This window comes from Microcystis sp. M31BS1, assembly GCF_020245285.1.
GTDB lineage: Bacteria > Cyanobacteriota > Cyanobacteriia > Cyanobacteriales > Microcystaceae > Microcystis > Microcystis panniformis.
On the sequence record NZ_JADBVE010000422.1, the window covers coordinates 16171 to 32001 of the forward strand.

Consider the following 15831-nt stretch of genomic DNA (forward strand, 5'->3'; position numbering starts at 1 on the left):
GATTTTAGGTTCGATCCCCCCTGCCCCCCTTGATAAGGGGGGTGCCGATCCCCCCTCAATCCCCCCTTTAATCTCCCCTTAATAAGGGGGGTGTCTGAAAACTTTTAACACCTACCTACTTAGTTTGTGCTTTTTAATTTTTTGAGAACTAGCCAAGCATTCGTTTAATTGTGTCAAGATTTCCTCTTTATTCAAATTTCTGCCGATAAAAACTAATTGATTGTTGGGTACAGTGTCCCATTCTACTGCTTGCAGATCGTAACGAAGACCGCTCAATTGAAAAATATGTTTTAAATCGCTTTGTTGAAACCAGAGAATCCCTTTAGCTCGAAAAACATTGATCGGCATTTTTTCCGTGAGAAAAGGTTCAAATTTATCTAGATTAAATGGTTTATCGCTAACAAAGGAGACAAAATTAAAGTCTTCAGGAGATTGATTATCACTGGAGATTGGGCGATTTTTTTGAAAGTCTCTCAACTGAACTTTATACAATTCTTCTTTAGTTAAACCTAGATCTAACAATAAACCCAAAGGAACCTGACCATAACTACTTTTTAGGAGTCTTATACCCTCTTTTTCTCGACGAATAAACTTTTCTAAATCATCTAATTTCTTGGAACTGACTCGATCTATTTTATTGAGAATTACCACGTCACCATAACGAATTTGACTAAGGGCAATATTACTATCAAAATGATCGGCAGTAAAGGTTTCAGAATCCACGAGGGTAATAATAGAATCTAAGCGAGTCAGATATTTTAATTCTGTGGCCAAGAAGGTCAGAATAATTGGCAAAGGATCGGCTAATCCTGTGGTTTCAATGATTAGATAGTCCACGGGAATTTCCTTTTCTAAGACCTGATAGACTGTCTCAATTAAACTATCATTAATCGTACAACAAATACAGCCATTACTCAATTCTACCATATCTTCATCGATGGAAACAAGCAATTGAGAATCAATATTAATATCTCCAAACTCATTGACTAATACGGCAACTTTTAACCCTTCTTTATTGTCAAGAATATGATTTAGTAAGGTGGTTTTTCCACTCCCTAAAAAACCAGTAATAATCGTGACAGGCATTCCCGATTTTGGTAAGCAAGGGAGGGAATCGGAGAGAGGAATTATCAAAGAACTCATGGCAGCTAACCCACTTGTAAGTTAATTAATTGGCAGAAAATAGGCTTTTCTCAACCCTGTTAAATTCGCTTGGAGGGGATCGATATCCACTAATTGCTGGTTTATACAAAAGTTTCAGAGATTAGTTTTAGATAGGATCGCTGTTTGCATTTTTTCTAATAAATCTGCCAGCGTCATCGAACCTAGATCACCCCCTTGTCGAGTGCGAACACTTAGAGTTTTACTGCTAACTTCTCGTTTTCCAATCACAGCTAAGACAGGGATTTTTTCTAGTTCTCCTGTACGAATTTGTTTACCTAAACGCTCACCACTTTTATCGATTTCCACTCGATAACCAGCTTGTTTTAACTGCATTGCTACCTCTAAAGCATAATGATGCTGTTCATCACTAACGGGTAATAAACGGACTTGAATAGGTGCTAACCAGAGAGGAAAATCTCCCGCATAATTCTCGATTAAAATACCAAAAAATCTTTCCAAAGAGCCAAAAATAGCTCGATGAATCATAATCGGTCTTTCGCGACTACCATCCCTAGCGACATATTGCATATCAAAGCGTTCTGGCAAGTTAAAATCGACCTGAATCGTTGAACATTGCCACATTCTACCGATCGCATCTTGAATTTTTATATCAATTTTCGGACCATAAAAAGCCCCACCTCCCTGATCCTCAATATAATCCCACTTTTTAGCATTTAAGGCCTCAATTAGAGCCGCGGTTGCCAATTCCCAAACACTATCGCTACCCACGGATTTACTGGGGCGAGTCGATAAATTTACCTGATAATTAGTAAAGCCAAAATCGGAAAGAATTTTCTCGGTTAAATTTAAAACTCCTAGAATCTCTGCGGCAATTTGTTCTGGTAAACAGAAAATATGAGCATCATCTTGAGTAAAACCTCTTACCCGCATTAATCCGTGTAAAACCCCCGATCGCTCGTAACGATAAACTGTGCCTAATTCTGCCCATCTGAGGGGAAATTCTCGATAGGAATGCAGGTCATTTTGATAGGTTAAAACATGAAAAGGACAATTCATCGGCTTAATTTGATAGCTTTGCTGTTCTAACTCGATCGCCTCAAACATATTGTCGCGATAAAAGTCCCAATGTCCAGAAGTTTTCCACAGATCTAAATTAGCTAGATGGGGAGTATAAAGAAATTGATAACCCGCTTCTAAATGAGCTTGGCGCCAATAATCTTCGATTAAATAACGCATTGTTGCACCCCGGGGATGCCAAAAAACTAAGCCGCCACCGGCATCTTCTTGGATGCTAAATAATTTTAATTGTTGTCCCAATTTGCGATGATCTCGTCGCTGCGCTTCTTCTTTTTGTTGGAGATAATTTTGTAATTCTGCGGGGGTTTGCCAAGCTGTGCCGTAAATTCGCTGTAATTGCGGCTGTTTTTCATCTCCTTGCCAATAAGCACCCGCTACACTCTCCAAGACGAAAGCATCTGGGTTAATTTCCCCCGTCGAGTTGAGATGGGGTCCCGCACACAGATCCCACCAAAATTCTTCTGGGGGAGAAACAGCGCCATCAATTAACGAGGGTTCTCGATCGCTCCGTCCTGCGTCCGGACTACCGATAAAATAACGGGTAATGGTTTCATCTGGGGGAATTCTCTCTAAAATTAACTTTTTGTAGGGTTGATTAAGGCGCTCGATTTCTGCGGTAATTTCGCTTCTTTCCAGCACTTCTCGGATAATTGGCAGGTTTTTCCCGATAATTCGCCCCATTTCTGCCGCTATTTTCTCCAAATCTTCGGGGGTAAAGGGTGTTTGGCGATCGAAATCGTAGTAAAATCCCGTTTCTGTCCAAGGACCAATAGCAACTTTGGTTTCAGGAAAGAGAGTTTGTACGGCCATTGCTAAGACATGGGCGCAAGTATGACGTATTTTTACGATTTTTTGCGAATCTTCCTCGATAACGGGGCTTTCTGTTAGAGGATACCTAATTTGATTGACCATTGCCAGTTAAAACGATAATCATTATCATCTTAGCAGAGCAGGGCTGATGTCTGAGAGAAAAATGCGCTCAAATCCTCTAGCGGCAAGCTCAACGCTGATAAGTACCTAGGCAAAATTATTTACACATGACGATCATTGCCCCGTAAGGGTTTTAGCTCGATCGGGCAGGTAATTAATTTTGCATGACTACTTAGCTTACCGCTCAAACTGGAAGTCTCCCTACTTTAAAAAGCAGGTATTATCGACGATATTCTCAACTTAACAGCCAGAATCCAGGTTATGATGACGAGAAAAGAAACTGAGAAAACAGGTTTCTTCAAGAAACCCATTTTCTGATTTTCCTGAATTTCTCGCTCAAAATCCCGACAATCGATCGCCTCTTCCGAAAAAGCGCGCATTGGATGCACCGCACATTTCAAGCGATAATCTCCAGTACAAAAAACACAGCGACTACAGGGAATTCGATGCAGCTTTTGCAACTGCCGGCGCCCTTGGGCAACAGCAAGAAAAAGAGCAGTAAAAAAGAACAGCAGCGTTATCCAGATCGCGATCGGACAAAAGAGCGGTATTAGCCTTAACATAAATCTCGATTTTTGTCAATTAAGGAATAATTACAGTTGGCTCAGAAAGAAATTCCTGTGGAACTAGAGATCGCCAAAAACTAAAAATCTCTTGACTGACGCTGTAGGGGTGGGAATAGTGGAAAAAATAACGCCCTTTGTGACAACTCCAAATGCGATCGCCTGACTTTAACCAGGGCTGCCATCCCTGCAATAAATGCTGATCGATAATCGTATCGATATCTCCCCCACAGATTAACAGGGGTACGGGAACTGTCCCCGGGGCGAAATGGGCATTCTGATAGAGATTATGGGGAGAAAGGGACAATAATAAATCCTCTTCCAAGAGATAGCGATATTCTTGGGTTAAAGCGCAGGATTGATGACCAAAAAGATTGTGAACCGATTGATTGAGCAGAGTTTGACGAGAACAAGGCAGTAATTTTGATAGCACATAATAATGAGCTTGCCAATCGATCGCCGGATAGACTCCCACAGAGAGCAAAGTTAAGGATTTTACCCTTTCCGGATAACGACGCGCATACAGTAATCCTACTAATCCCCCCGTGCCGTGGCCGACTAAATGCAGCGGTCGATCGCATTGTTTCAGGTAATCTTGTATTAATACCAAGGCAATATCAAGAGAAGCTGGCTCATCAAGAGATTGACAGTATTGCCAATCAGCGATCGCAATTTCCCTGGCTAAAAAATCCAACACTGGGCGATCAAAACGGCGAAAACTGGGGTTAACATTAATCCAAACTGCATCAGGTAATCGAGACATAATAATCAAGGATATAGGGGATTTTTCAGTGATTAGTAAACAGTAATCAGTAATCGATGAAAAGAAAGCTGCGAACTAGCCACTTAATACTATTCACTGGTAACTGATAACTGATAACTGATAACTGATAACTGATTGATAGCTAACTAAACGCCAAATTCGCCCTTAAGTCCCGCGACCCAGGTTTTGATCCGTTGTTCAGTTAAATCGGATTGGTTGTCTTCATCGAGGGCTAAACCGACAAATTTGCCATTTTTTAGGGCTTTCGACTCGTTAAAATCGTAACCTTCTGTCGGCCAGTAACCGACGGTTTTACCCCCCAGGGAGGCGATTTTTTCTTCCAGTATCCCCAGAGCATCTTGAAAGTTATCCGCATAACCGATTTGATCCCCCATCCCGAAATAAGCGACCTTTTTGGAGACGAAATCAATGTCATCCAATTCATCGTAAAAACCCTCCCAATCGCTTTGTAATTCGCCGATATTCCATGTGGGACAACCGATAATCAGGGCATCGTAGGGGGCAAAATCCTCGGTAGAAGCGGAGGAGATATCGTGTAATTCTACAATTGCCTCACCTCCAAATTCTTTCTGAATCATTTCCGCTACCGTTTCGGTTTTGCCGGTTTGCGTGCCAAAAAATAAGCCAATTTTTGCCATAAAATTTGTCCTTGTTGCGAAATAAGTGAGTTTAACTCTTAATTCTCCTTGATAGGGAATAAAGCCCCTGATTACAGTTTTCGGCCTCTGAAACTGGCATTTCCTGCCGGCAAGAACTACAGTACCAATAAGAGCGAGAGCGTCCAATGTGATGCAGCAATTTGGTGTTACAACAGGTACAGTAAGGCATAAGGGACAGTTAGAAAGATTGATCAGCGGGGAAAATTAGGAAAATCGATAATTTATCCTAATCTTCCTTGAAAAAACTAGGCTTCTATCGCATTTAAGGCTTTTTCTACTCGTTTAAAGTCAAAACCCATCGCGCGTAAAGCGTGCCAGAGATGACCTTGTAAAAAGAAGAAAGCGAGAAAAAAGTGGGCATTAGCTAACCAACAACGCGCCGTATGCACTCCGAAGGGCAATTTCACCGTGTCGGCAAAGTAGGGAGCAATTCCTAACTTCACTTCTAAAATTGGCCCGTAAAATTCGACTGGATAAGCGAGGGTATTTACCCCACAGAAATAGGCGGCCACGAAACCAGCGAGGGCAATTCCGCCCAAAGAATAGGATAAAATGGCTTCTCCGGAGAAAATCAGCACATTTCTCGCCCATTTGAGCGGGGGAACGATAATATGCCAGATACCGCCCCCAATTAACATTAAACCGACGTAGATATGACCACCGACTAAATCTTCGAGATTGTCCACAGTAGCGAAGTGGATTTGATAGCCATAGATAACCCAAGGATCGAGGGTTGGTTCACTAACGACTCGGACAGCGCCGATAGTTGCGTCGTATAATCCCCCCCAGTACATAGCTTTGGCCACTAATAATAATGCAGCTATACCTAAAAAGAGCAGGTGATGACCGAGAATAACTCCTAATTGTCGGGGTTCACTCCAATCGAAATGGAATTTTTTCCCCGGACCGGAGGAATCTTTCAGGGTTTCTGGGACTCTTAACAGGTGAAATAAGGCTCCTGCTCCCAAAACTGCCGAAGAAATCAGATGAATTGAGCCAATCACGAAAAAGGGATAGATGTCGATGATTTGCCCCTTTTCTCCGACTCCAAAGCCTAAAGTGGCCAGGTGCGGCAGTAAAATTAAGCCCTGTTCTGCCATGGCTATATCGGGGCGATACTGGGAAATTTCAAATAAGGTGAAGGCTCCTGCCCAAAAAGCGATTAAAGCAGCTTGGGCAACGTGGGCAACGATAAATAAGCCTGATTTATCGGCAAAACGGGCATTTCCTGCCCACCAGTCGTACTTGATCTGAGGATTGTCGTAGGTCTGCATGGCATCTTTTAACGAAAATAGAACCAAGCTTATTGATAATAATGTGCAATAAGCTTTAAGTCTTAGTTTAGAATAATTCTCAATACAGTCAAGTTAAGAATTGTTACAGTTGCTCGATATCCTTTGATACATCAGTATTTTTAGCCGGTTTAGCCTTTGAAAATCAAGGCTTTTCAGCATGAATCTTGGATCGCAGCTAGAGTAGTCACCTCAAATAATTGAGAATAATTATTAATTAATTTTTAACGAAGACTAGAGGATAATTAGCTTGTCATCACTTAAACAAGCCTGTAATTAGGTATTAAAGAGCATAAATAAGCTTATTTATGCTCTTTATTTAATTTTTAACCTGAAATCTCTTTTTTATTCGATAAAATACCCGCCGGTGCTACTCGCCTCGCTGTCGGTTGTGGTAAGCTGTACTGAATTTAAACTGCGTAAGAGTCTCTGCGCGCCCATTTATAGGGATTGCCGCCTCTGGAGGTTCCTTTCTCTCCCCTCCCCAGTTCTGAAAAGATACTTAGAGCTTGCTGAATAAATCTAAAAACCTTGTTGGGTAAAACTTTTAGACTTTTTGTCAATCAAAAATTACCAGATCTGGGAGTGATCGGGGGGGGGAAATTTAGGCACTTTTTCCCTGAAAATTAGGTAATTGACCCCCTCAAAATCGGTAAAAACCTACACCCCACACCCTGTCCCCACGAAAAACTTTTTCAGCCAACCCTAAGTACACTGGCAAAATTTACCCTTTTTTTGTTCAGGTTGGTTAAAAATTTAGCAATAATAAACCCAAAAAAAAGAGAGCTTGCGCTCTCCTTCTTGGTTATTTGCTAATTTTACTAACTGGCGACAATATATTCCTTGACGTTAGCCCGGCGACGGCGTAAATGAGCCAGAGCCTGGTGTTCTAATTGTCGCACTCGTTCCCGACTGATGTTCATTCTCTGACCGATTTTGGCTAGGGATAACTCTTTGCCATCGGTTAAACCGAAACGGAGAGTAATCACTTCCCGTTGTTGGGGGGTTAATTCGGCCAGGAGATTGGCTAAGTCTTGCCGTAATAACTCTTGGGTGATGAAGGTATCGGGAGAAACTCCGCTATCTTCTAATAGTTCCGACAATTCCGTATCTTGGTTATCGCCGACGCGCACATCAAGGGAGATGGGTTGACGAGCCATACTGAGATATTCGCGGATTTGAGCGGGTTCTAGCTCTAATTCTAGGGCAATCTCGGCGGGAGTGGCACTTCTGCCCAGTTTTTGGGCGAGTTCGCGCTGGGTTCTTTTGATTTTATTCAGTTTTTCGGTGATATGGATGGGTAAACGAATGGTGCGGGCCTGTTGAGCGATCGCACGGGTAATCGCTTGTCGAATCCACCAGTAGGCATAGGTAGAAAATTTATAACCTTTGGTGGGATCAAATTTCTCTACACCTCTTTCTAATCCCAGACTACCCTCTTGAATTAGATCTAGGAATTCCATGTTCCGCTTTTGATATTTCTTAGCGATCGCAACCACCAAGCGGAGGTTAGCTTCAATCATTTTCCGTTTAGCTCGATCGCCGGTTTTCAAGGCGCGATCCAGTTCATTTTCGCTTAAATTCACCGAATCCGCCCACTCCAAGTGCTGTGGTTCCCGTCCTAATTGTTTCGATAGTCCTTCTTTCGCTTCTAACAGGCTCATCATCCGTTGGACTTGTTTGCCGTAAATAATTTCTTGTTCGTGAGTTAGGAGGGGAACCCGCCCAATTTCGTGCAGATAGGTACGCACCATATCGGCATTGAGGGTGGGCTGTGGTTGAGTTTGGTTGGTTTTTGCTGTGGGCATTGGTTTGGTGGTGACTCCTTGACACAGAAAAAGTCTGTTACTATTCCGACTCGCGGGTGAGTCTGGCTTATCTGAAGTCGGTATGAGTTCGATTCGGAATTCCTTTGATTGTATCCTGTGCTTTTAGACGCAGACAATCCCCTAAAGGTTCAAAGCTAATTCATTCTTTGGTATGATGTTAAGTTTATCCTTTTTCTCCCAACATCCAGAACAAAAGTATTACAGCCTAGAACTATCAACTACAATCGCTTGTTTTTGGGTCGCTTTTTCCTGAATCCTCGGCAGTGCCGCTGATACTGTTAGGTAAGATTACAAAACAAAAAGGTGATTTTCCCGATTAGCCGTCAACAATCTAGCTGAATTCCGACCCTTTCGCCCTCAGCCTTGAGAGGAAGACTAACAGCCGAGAACCGACTTCTATATATATAATGACCGATCAACACCAGCAAAGAGAGACACAATCATTGCGGATTCCCGAACTATTTTCTGTAGTATTTGCTACAAAATTTTAATTTTTTTTCCGATTGAGAATCGGAAAAAATTGTCAAAAAAATTAGGATTGCTAGGAGGGTAATAACTATCATAGAAACAGCAGGGCGGAGATCGGGATAAATTATCTTTGAAACCAAGCTCGATCGCAATCTCCACAATGCCGTTCTGTGAAACTCCTGAACAATGAGGACTTACTATGACTAAAACCGTCGTTATCGATCCCGTCACCCGGATCGAAGGCCATGCCAAGATCTCGATTTTCCTTGACGATGGGGGGGAAGTGGATGACGTGCGTTTTCATGTGGTCGAGTATCGTGGTTTTGAGAAATTCTGCGAGGGACGGCCGATGTGGGAGATGGCGGGAATTACTGCCCGGATTTGCGGCATTTGCCCCGTTAGTCACCTGCTTTGTGCCGCCAAAACCGGCGATAAAATTCTAGCGGTGCAAATCCCCCCTGCGGGGGAAAAACTGCGGCGCTTGATGAATTTGGGACAATTAACCCAATCCCATGCTTTAAGCTTTTTCCATCTTAGCAGTCCCGATTTTCTGCTTGGTTGGGAAAGTGACCCGGCTAAACGGAATATTTTCGGTTTAATCGCCGCCGATCCTGACCTAGCGCGAGCAGGCATCCGTTTACGTCAATTTGGACAGAAAGTTATTGAACTTTTGGGAGCAAAAAAAATTCACCCCGCTTGGTCTGTCCCGGGAGGTGTGCGTTCTCCCCTGAGCGAAGAAGGGCGACAATGGATTAAAGAACGACTGCCGGAGTCTAAAGCGACTCTTTACACGGCTTTAAACCTGTTTAAAAGACTTCTGGACGATTTAACCATAGAAATCGCCGCTTTTGGTAATTTCCCTTCCCTGTTTATGGGATTGGTCGGTAAACGGGACGAGTGGGAACACTACGGTGGTCATATTCGTTTTACCGATAGTCAAGGCAATATCGTGGCCGATAACCTGAGCGAAGACAATTATCGCGATTATATCGGCGAATCAGTAGAAAAATGGTCTTATTTGAAGTTTCCCTACTATAAACCCCTCGGTTATCCCAACGGTATCTATCGGGTTGGTCCGTTGGCGCGCTTAAATGTTTGTTCCCATTTTGGCACGGAGGGGGCGGATATCGAGTTACGGGAATATCGCCATCGGGTCGGTGGTGTAGCCACCTCTTCTTTTTACTATCATTATGCCCGATTAGTGGAGATTTTAGGCTGTTTAGAGCGTATCGAACTTTTAATCGACGATCCCGATATAGTTTCTCCACGCTGTCGCGCCGAAGCAGGAATTAATAATCTGCAAGGGGTGGGAGTTAGTGAAGCGCCCCGGGGTACTTTATTCCATGATTATAAAGTGGATGAGAATGGTTTGATTGAAACGGTGAATTTAATTATTGCCACGGGTAATAATAATTTAGCCATGAATCAAACGGTGAAACAAATCGCCCAACATTATATCCATGGTGGCGAAATTCCTGAAGCGATGTTAAACCGGGTGGAAGCGGGTATTCGTTGCTATGATCCCTGTTTAAGTTGTTCCACTCACGCTATGGGACAAATGCCGCTACAGCTAGAGTTAGTTAATGCAGCCGGTGAGGTGATCAATACTCGACAAAGGGGTTAATTATCTAAGTTGTTGGGGGGTTAGGAAATAGGGTAAATTTCTCCTAATACCTGACCCCATTTGACTATTTTTACGGTCAAGATTCTAGCTAAGAATTTCTAGGTTTTGATAAAGAATTTCTATCGGACAAGAAAAGTTAATACAGTTAATAGTGATTAAATCTCCCCCTTGATAAATATGGGGAATCCAGAGGTTATTAGATTGACGTTGATATTGTTCGATTAGGACTTGTTTTTGTTCGATCAATAGATATTCCTCTAATTCGGGGATAGTTTGATAATCGGCAAATTTATCGCCTCTATCAAAGGCTGCCGTAGAGTCGGATAAAACTTCGATAATCACTTGCGGATGCAGGATAAAATCTTCCTGGGAAACTCGATCGAGTTGGTCACAAGTAATGGCAAAATCGGGATAATAGAAGATATTTAAGCTAGGGAGACGCACTTTCATATCGGTAGCATAGGCAAGACAACCACTACCCCGTAAATGATTAATTAATTGGGCCGAAAGATTACCTGTGATGATAACATGGGCTTTACTGGCCCCCGCCATCGCCAAGATTTGCCCTTGTATATATTCATGTTTAATGGGACTAATTTTCTCTATTTCTAGATAGTCTTTTGGAGTAAAATAAGCGTGACTTTTACCGGCTGTCATGGTGTTTACCTCGCTCATTGTTAGTTTTCTAACGGACAATTAAGTAGCTGGTTATAATTAAATTAAAAATGGATTTTAGGTTCGATCCCCCCTGCCCCCCTTGATAAGGGGGGTGCCGATCCCCCCTTAGTCCCCCCTTAATCCCCCCTTAATAAGGGGGGCATCTGATAATTTTTAACGCCTACCTACTTAAGCCAAATAACTGAGTCTAAATCAGTCTTATTGCCTTCAGTAATTAGCTTTCGTATCAGTTCAATATAATTAAAATTACTCTCGAATAAAACAAAACGTCTATCTAAAGAAGCGGCCGCTAGTCCCACGGTTCCTGAACCAGCAAAGGGATCTAAAACCACATCGCCTTTAAAAGAGTAATAGGTAATCACTTTTTCTGCCAATTCTACGGGAAAAGCGGCGGGATGTTTTGAGTTAGTGAATGGGTTAATTTTCCAGACATTAGTGCGTTCATAACCATCGGCAATTTTTGAGGCTTTTACTACTTCTTGATCGGGATGATTACGAATATGCCAATCGATGAGTAAATCCGTGTGTTTACGATAGACTAAAACGTATTCAGTCACCGGCACAGTTTTGTATTGGAGAGGATTTCTATCAGCGGCAAATCTGCGTCCTCTACCAGTTGCCCACCCTGCTCCCTCTGGTTTTAGCCAAATAATATCATCAATAAAATCGTAACCTTCCTCAATAAAAATTCGATGCAAATCAAAGGGGACAGCAATACGTTTAGAAGCTTGATTACGGGAAGCACGACGCAACAGCACGGGAGAAATATTAATGACAAAAAAACGTCCTTCACTCAAAACTCGATGGCATTTTCTGATCACCTGTCGCAGCTTCAATAGATAGGTTTCGTATTCTTCAAATTCCGAATATTCCGGGCGAGCATTAAAATAGGGTGGTGAGGTAAAGATTAAATCAACACTTTCTGCTGGCATTTCCTCCAAAAGTTCACTACAATCACCAAATCCGATGGTATTTCTCAGAGAGGAAAGCTTGTATTCTTTTTTGGTTTTCTTGCGGGTTTCTAATTTAGATTCATCCTGTTTTAACAAACGAGCGATAATAATTTCAGTCCGGGTTGTCCTATCGGCTAAAATTTCGGTGGTGTAGGCATCGATCACCACTTCCCCAACGGTTTTTTTCTGTTCATTACATAAAGGAATTCGCCAAATGTGATATCTGTCATCCACTTCTGGTAAACCTAATTTAATCGCATTAACTAAATTTATTTCCCGCAACCAATTAAGGACAATTTCTTTAGCTTCTGCCACCGTGCGAAGCAGATAACCGCGCTTTTCCGATACCAGTTCTTTTTCCATGGCCTTACTCTAGTTCTCTCTAGAATTCTAGCTGATCATTATCCAAAAAACTAGGAGAGTCTCAAGATAGAAATTAGCCACCCTTTAAAAATTCCACATTTCTAACACTTTTCCCGTAACTGTTTGATTTAACCAGAAAGTATTATGACTGAGGGAGTGAAGATTATTTGCTGTTACTTTCCAGCTTGCTTGGGGATGAAAAAGAATTGCTTCTGCGGGATTACCCGGGTTGAGAGATGCCGGTTTTTGTTGTAAACAATGACAGGGATTGAGACTAAGCGCTTGCCATAATTGTAAAGCTGATAATTGCCCAGTTATTACTAATTTTTCCCAGAGTAGCGGTAAAGCTAATTCTAACCCGATTGCGCCGGGGGGTGCTTCTGCAAAAGAGACGGTTTTTTCTTCGTAGGTATAGGGACGATGATCGATCGCGATTGCATCGATAATTCCCTCCTTAATTGCCGCAATTAACGCCTTGCGATCGCTTTCGTTGCCCAAGGGGGGAGCGAGGTGTAAACTGGGATGGTAGCTGGCGATCGATCCTGTATTTAAGAGCAGATGCAACCACGTCACACTAGCGGTTATCGGCAATCCCCGCATTTTTGCCTCGCGAATTAATTCCACTCCTCGACGGGTAGAAATTCGCATTAGGTGAACAGGTGTATTAATTTCGCCGACGATTTCTAAAATTGTGGCTAAAGCAGTGGTTTCGGAAATAGCAGGATCCCCCGGTAAACCTAGGCGAATCGAGGTTTCTCCCTCACGCATGACTCCATTACCCTTTAATTGCTGATTTACGGGGGAAAGGGCAATATTTTTACCGAAGGGTTTTAGGTATTCCAATAAGTGCCGCAACAGTCCCAAATCTTCCAGACTGCGATTATCGGTAAAACCCACCGTTACCGGCATTAAATCGGCTAATTCCGTCATTTTTTGCCCTTGTCTTCCTAGGGTGAGACTTGCCCAAAAATGCAGACGAGTCGATTTTGAGTCAAAAAACCCTTGACTTTTTTGCTGTAATGTGCTAATCAGTGCGGGGTGATCGAGGGGTGGGAGAGTATTGGGGAGAATTGCCACCCGGGTGCAGCCTCCGGCCGTGGCCGCTTTGAGCAAAGATGCGAGGGTTTCTCTGTCCTCGTGGCCGGGTTCCCCGGAATGACTGTAGAGATCGACTAATCCGGGGGCAAAAATACAGTTTTGACCGGAAATATAGTTACTATTTTCTCTTGGGGGAAGCTGAGATTCGATCGCTTTAATTACCCCCTCCTCAATCCAGACATCGGCAATGCGATCGGTTTGTGTCAGGGGGTCAAGGACTCTAACCTGTTCTATGATCGTCGAGGATTGGCTATTCACGCAGACTAATTAAAACGTCATTTTTTCCTCTGGCAGTATATCACGTTAAGTAAAAAGTAAAAAAGCTGAGTTGTCGGTTAGGTTAGGGGACGATAAGTTAGAATATTGATCAACTACGGTTTTAATCTTTATTTTAATTGGCTAGTCCACCCTAGGGAGAATTGATAGCCGAATCATGCAGTTAAGTGGGTGGGTGGAATTAAATATAAGATGAACGTAGGTTGGGTTGAAGCATGAAACCCAACGCCCGCTCATGTTACACTACCGCTAACCTATCCTACAAATAATTGTGCCTCCCTACTTAGAACTTTTCGATTCTAATAATTTAGAAGAAATTAATCGGGGAACCCCGCGATTAGTTTCTTTTCGAGATTTAGTGCCAGAAATCACCAGCACCAGTTATCTAACCCACGGCATCTATTATTATCCTGCTAAATTTATTCCCCAAGTGGTGAGATTTTGTCTTGATAATTATACTAAAAATGATGATTGGATTATCGATCCTTTTGCTGGTTCGGGTACGGTTGGTTTAGAGGCTAAACTTTGTCAAAGAAACGCGGTTTTAACTGACCTTAATTATCTTTTAAACCATATTATACCGATTAAGATCACAGAACACCAAGAACCATTGAGTTACTCAGAGTTAGATAAAAAAATCTTAGAAGTTTTTGCCAATGAGGATAAATTTATCCCTCAGTGGTCAAATTTAAACTATTGGTATCCAGAGGATATTTTAGCAGTTTTACAGAAACTTTGGGCAGGTCAAAAAAGTCTAGAACCTGATTTGTATTCCCAGATCATTCAAGCGGTTTTAGTGAAAGTTAGTAAACAGTTTTCCTATGCAGAACATACCAAACCTAAATTATTTCAATCGAAATACAAAAAATCAGATATACAGGAACTATTACAAAGAAATTGGCAAGAGGAATTAAAACGAACGATTAAAGAGATGAGTTTTGAAACTTTAACCAGCGTCAATCAATATATTACCGTAACTTGGCGCAATTATAATCAGGTGCTTTTTTATGGAGGAGTAGATAGTGCCACTTTTGAGATTGAGCAAAATCTAGAGTTAGATTGTTTAATTAGTTCCCCCCCCTATCTGCAAGCACAGGAATATATCAGAACAGCAAAACTAGATTTATATTGGTTAGGATATACAGAAAAAGAAGTGCAAAAAATCTCTAAGCTAGAAATTCCCTACCGACAGGCTACCAGATTAATCGAAACCGAAACCTTAAATCAAGTGAGATCAAGTTTAGAGAAAGAGAATTTACATAAAATACTCGATTCCTATTTTTGTCACACTATCAACGCTTTAGAAAATGCCACCAGAAAATTAAAACAAGCTGGGAAAGCTTGCATTTTTGTGGGTAATCCGAAAGTGGATGGAGTGGAAGTAGAAACTTGGCGAATATTAGGGGAATATTTTCAGGAAAATGGCTTTATCTTTAATACCGTCTTTGAGGATAGAATTAAAACCAGACAATTATTCAAATCTCGCAAGAATAAAAATCCTGATGGCATGAAATCTGAATATTTACTAATCTTAGAAAAAAGGTAAATTTTTATTGCTTATGTATCCCAAATATTCCCTATTTCATAAATATTTGAACTGTCTGGAATCCTTACCTAATTTTCAGGAAAATATTGAAGATAAACCCTATATATCTGGTCAATTACTGGCTGAAGTAAAGTTAATTATTAAGACAGATTATGCTACCGTTAATTATGTTTGTGAACTTAAAACAAGATTAAATCATGATCTATCTGAATCGGTGATATAATATTTCGTAAGCTTGGTTCAAAGATTACCATAAAATCAAAGAATTTTACTAATTATCGGGGGGTTATCTAGCTTAATTGTTAAGGAATTTATAGCAAGTAATCTTGAATTTATTGATGTGGATGGTAGCAATTACAAAGACAAAACGCTGACGATGTTTGATAATATTTGTAAATTTATTGCCGAAAACTTCTCCGATGATCTAGCCACTTGGTTATTGGGTTCTCCCCTCTCCTTAACCGTCCTCGACCCGACGGAATTACAATTAGACCCCATTCGTGCCGATTCTCTGATTTTTTTGCAGTCAGAGGAATTAATTCTTCATACCGAATTTCAAACCGACC

At 41.6% G+C, this 15831-nt stretch carries 13 protein-coding genes and 1 pseudogene; 4 read left to right on the forward strand and 10 right to left on the reverse strand.

All coding sequences use genetic code 11. The features are described 5' to 3' along the window. Positions 1 to 111: 111 nt before the first annotated feature. From IM509_RS23810 to IM509_RS23840, 7 genes are all read right to left on the reverse strand, one after another. Positions 112 to 1143 carry a CobW family GTP-binding protein gene (locus IM509_RS23810; RefSeq protein ID WP_185237957.1) on the reverse strand — a complete coding sequence of 344 codons (1032 nt, stop codon included), beginning with the start codon at positions 1141 to 1143 and terminating at the stop codon, positions 112 to 114. A gap of 114 nt (positions 1144 to 1257) precedes the next feature. Beyond that, on the reverse strand, positions 1258 to 3114 hold the full coding sequence (gene thrS, locus IM509_RS23815) for a threonine--tRNA ligase (RefSeq protein ID WP_185237958.1): 1857 nt from the start codon (positions 3112 to 3114) through the stop codon (positions 1258 to 1260). A gap of 224 nt (positions 3115 to 3338) precedes the next feature. Further along, complete coding sequence (locus IM509_RS23820) at positions 3339 to 3695, reverse strand: hypothetical protein (protein ID WP_002736022.1); 357 nt, start codon at positions 3693 to 3695, stop codon at positions 3339 to 3341. A gap of 19 nt (positions 3696 to 3714) precedes the next feature. After that, on the reverse strand, positions 3715 to 4458 hold the full coding sequence (locus IM509_RS23825) for an alpha/beta hydrolase (protein ID WP_052276091.1): 744 nt from the start codon (positions 4456 to 4458) through the stop codon (positions 3715 to 3717). A 146-nt stretch (positions 4459 to 4604) separates the two neighbouring features. After that, positions 4605 to 5117 (reverse strand): flavodoxin FldA, encoded by a 513-nt coding sequence (fldA, locus tag IM509_RS23830; protein ID WP_002760221.1) that lies wholly within the window; start codon positions 5115 to 5117, stop codon positions 4605 to 4607. Positions 5118 to 5383: 266 nt separating this feature from the next. Then, the gene (locus tag IM509_RS23835; RefSeq protein ID WP_004160960.1) at positions 5384 to 6412 is read right to left on the reverse strand and encodes a chlorophyll a/b binding light-harvesting protein; all 1029 of its coding nucleotides are present in this window, start codon (positions 6410 to 6412) and stop codon (positions 5384 to 5386) included. 839 nt (positions 6413 to 7251) lie between these two features. Next, positions 7252 to 8238 carry an RNA polymerase sigma factor, RpoD/SigA family gene (locus IM509_RS23840; protein WP_052276092.1) on the reverse strand — a complete coding sequence of 329 codons (987 nt, stop codon included), beginning with the start codon at positions 8236 to 8238 and terminating at the stop codon, positions 7252 to 7254. Positions 8239 to 8926: 688 nt separating this feature from the next. Between IM509_RS23840 and IM509_RS23845 the strand changes: the two genes are divergently transcribed. After that, positions 8927 to 10351 (forward strand): Ni/Fe hydrogenase subunit alpha, encoded by a 1425-nt coding sequence (locus tag IM509_RS23845; protein ID WP_002770302.1) that lies wholly within the window; start codon positions 8927 to 8929, stop codon positions 10349 to 10351. An 84-nt stretch (positions 10352 to 10435) separates the two neighbouring features. Here the strand turns inward: IM509_RS23845 and IM509_RS23850 are convergent, their stop codons facing one another. The 3 genes from IM509_RS23850 to IM509_RS23860 form a co-directional block, all read right to left on the reverse strand. Continuing rightward, on the reverse strand, positions 10436 to 11008 hold the full coding sequence (locus IM509_RS23850) for a Uma2 family endonuclease (protein ID WP_052276094.1): 573 nt from the start codon (positions 11006 to 11008) through the stop codon (positions 10436 to 10438). A gap of 185 nt (positions 11009 to 11193) precedes the next feature. Further along, complete coding sequence (locus IM509_RS23855) at positions 11194 to 12345, reverse strand: DNA-methyltransferase (protein ID WP_052276095.1); 1152 nt, start codon at positions 12343 to 12345, stop codon at positions 11194 to 11196. 84 nt (positions 12346 to 12429) lie between these two features. Then, a complete protein-coding gene (locus IM509_RS23860) occupies positions 12430 to 13701 on the reverse strand; it encodes a dihydroorotase (RefSeq protein ID WP_185237959.1) in 1272 nt (423 codons plus the stop codon). A 289-nt stretch (positions 13702 to 13990) separates the two neighbouring features. Here IM509_RS23860 and IM509_RS23865 point away from each other — a divergent pair, with 289 nt between their 5' ends. From IM509_RS23865 to IM509_RS23875, 3 genes and pseudogenes are all read left to right on the forward strand, one after another. Further along, positions 13991 to 15265, forward strand: a complete 1275-nt coding sequence (locus IM509_RS23865; protein ID WP_072924122.1) for a DNA methyltransferase — start codon at positions 13991 to 13993, stop codon at positions 15263 to 15265. 13 nt (positions 15266 to 15278) lie between these two features. Further along, the gene (locus IM509_RS23870) at positions 15279 to 15488 is read left to right on the forward strand and encodes a hypothetical protein (protein WP_052276097.1); all 210 of its coding nucleotides are present in this window, start codon (positions 15279 to 15281) and stop codon (positions 15486 to 15488) included. A 153-nt stretch (positions 15489 to 15641) separates the two neighbouring features. Then, positions 15642 to 15831, forward strand: a pseudogene (locus tag IM509_RS23875) (Rpn family recombination-promoting nuclease/putative transposase); the annotation flags it as partial.

Bases quoted from the DNA above. Each gene is read 5' to 3' on its own strand.
- IM509_RS23810 (WP_185237957.1), bottom strand. From the start codon at position 1,143: ATGAGTTCTTTGATAATTCCTCTCTCCGATTCCCTCCCTTGCTTACCA.
- thrS (WP_185237958.1), bottom strand. From the start codon at position 3,114: ATGGTCAATCAAATTAGGTATCCTCTAACAGAAAGCCCCGTTATCGAG.
- IM509_RS23820 (WP_002736022.1), bottom strand. From the start codon at position 3,695: ATGTTAAGGCTAATACCGCTCTTTTGTCCGATCGCGATCTGGATAACG.
- IM509_RS23825 (WP_052276091.1), bottom strand. From the start codon at position 4,458: ATGTCTCGATTACCTGATGCAGTTTGGATTAATGTTAACCCCAGTTTT.
- fldA (WP_002760221.1), bottom strand. From the start codon at position 5,117: ATGGCAAAAATTGGCTTATTTTTTGGCACGCAAACCGGCAAAACCGAA.
- IM509_RS23835 (WP_004160960.1), bottom strand. From the start codon at position 6,412: ATGCAGACCTACGACAATCCTCAGATCAAGTACGACTGGTGGGCAGGA.
- IM509_RS23840 (WP_052276092.1), bottom strand. From the start codon at position 8,238: ATGCCCACAGCAAAAACCAACCAAACTCAACCACAGCCCACCCTCAAT.
- IM509_RS23845 (WP_002770302.1), top strand. From the start codon at position 8,927: ATGACTAAAACCGTCGTTATCGATCCCGTCACCCGGATCGAAGGCCAT.
- IM509_RS23850 (WP_052276094.1), bottom strand. From the start codon at position 11,008: ATGACAGCCGGTAAAAGTCACGCTTATTTTACTCCAAAAGACTATCTA.
- IM509_RS23855 (WP_052276095.1), bottom strand. From the start codon at position 12,345: ATGGAAAAAGAACTGGTATCGGAAAAGCGCGGTTATCTGCTTCGCACG.
- IM509_RS23870 (WP_052276097.1), top strand. From the start codon at position 15,279: ATGTATCCCAAATATTCCCTATTTCATAAATATTTGAACTGTCTGGAA.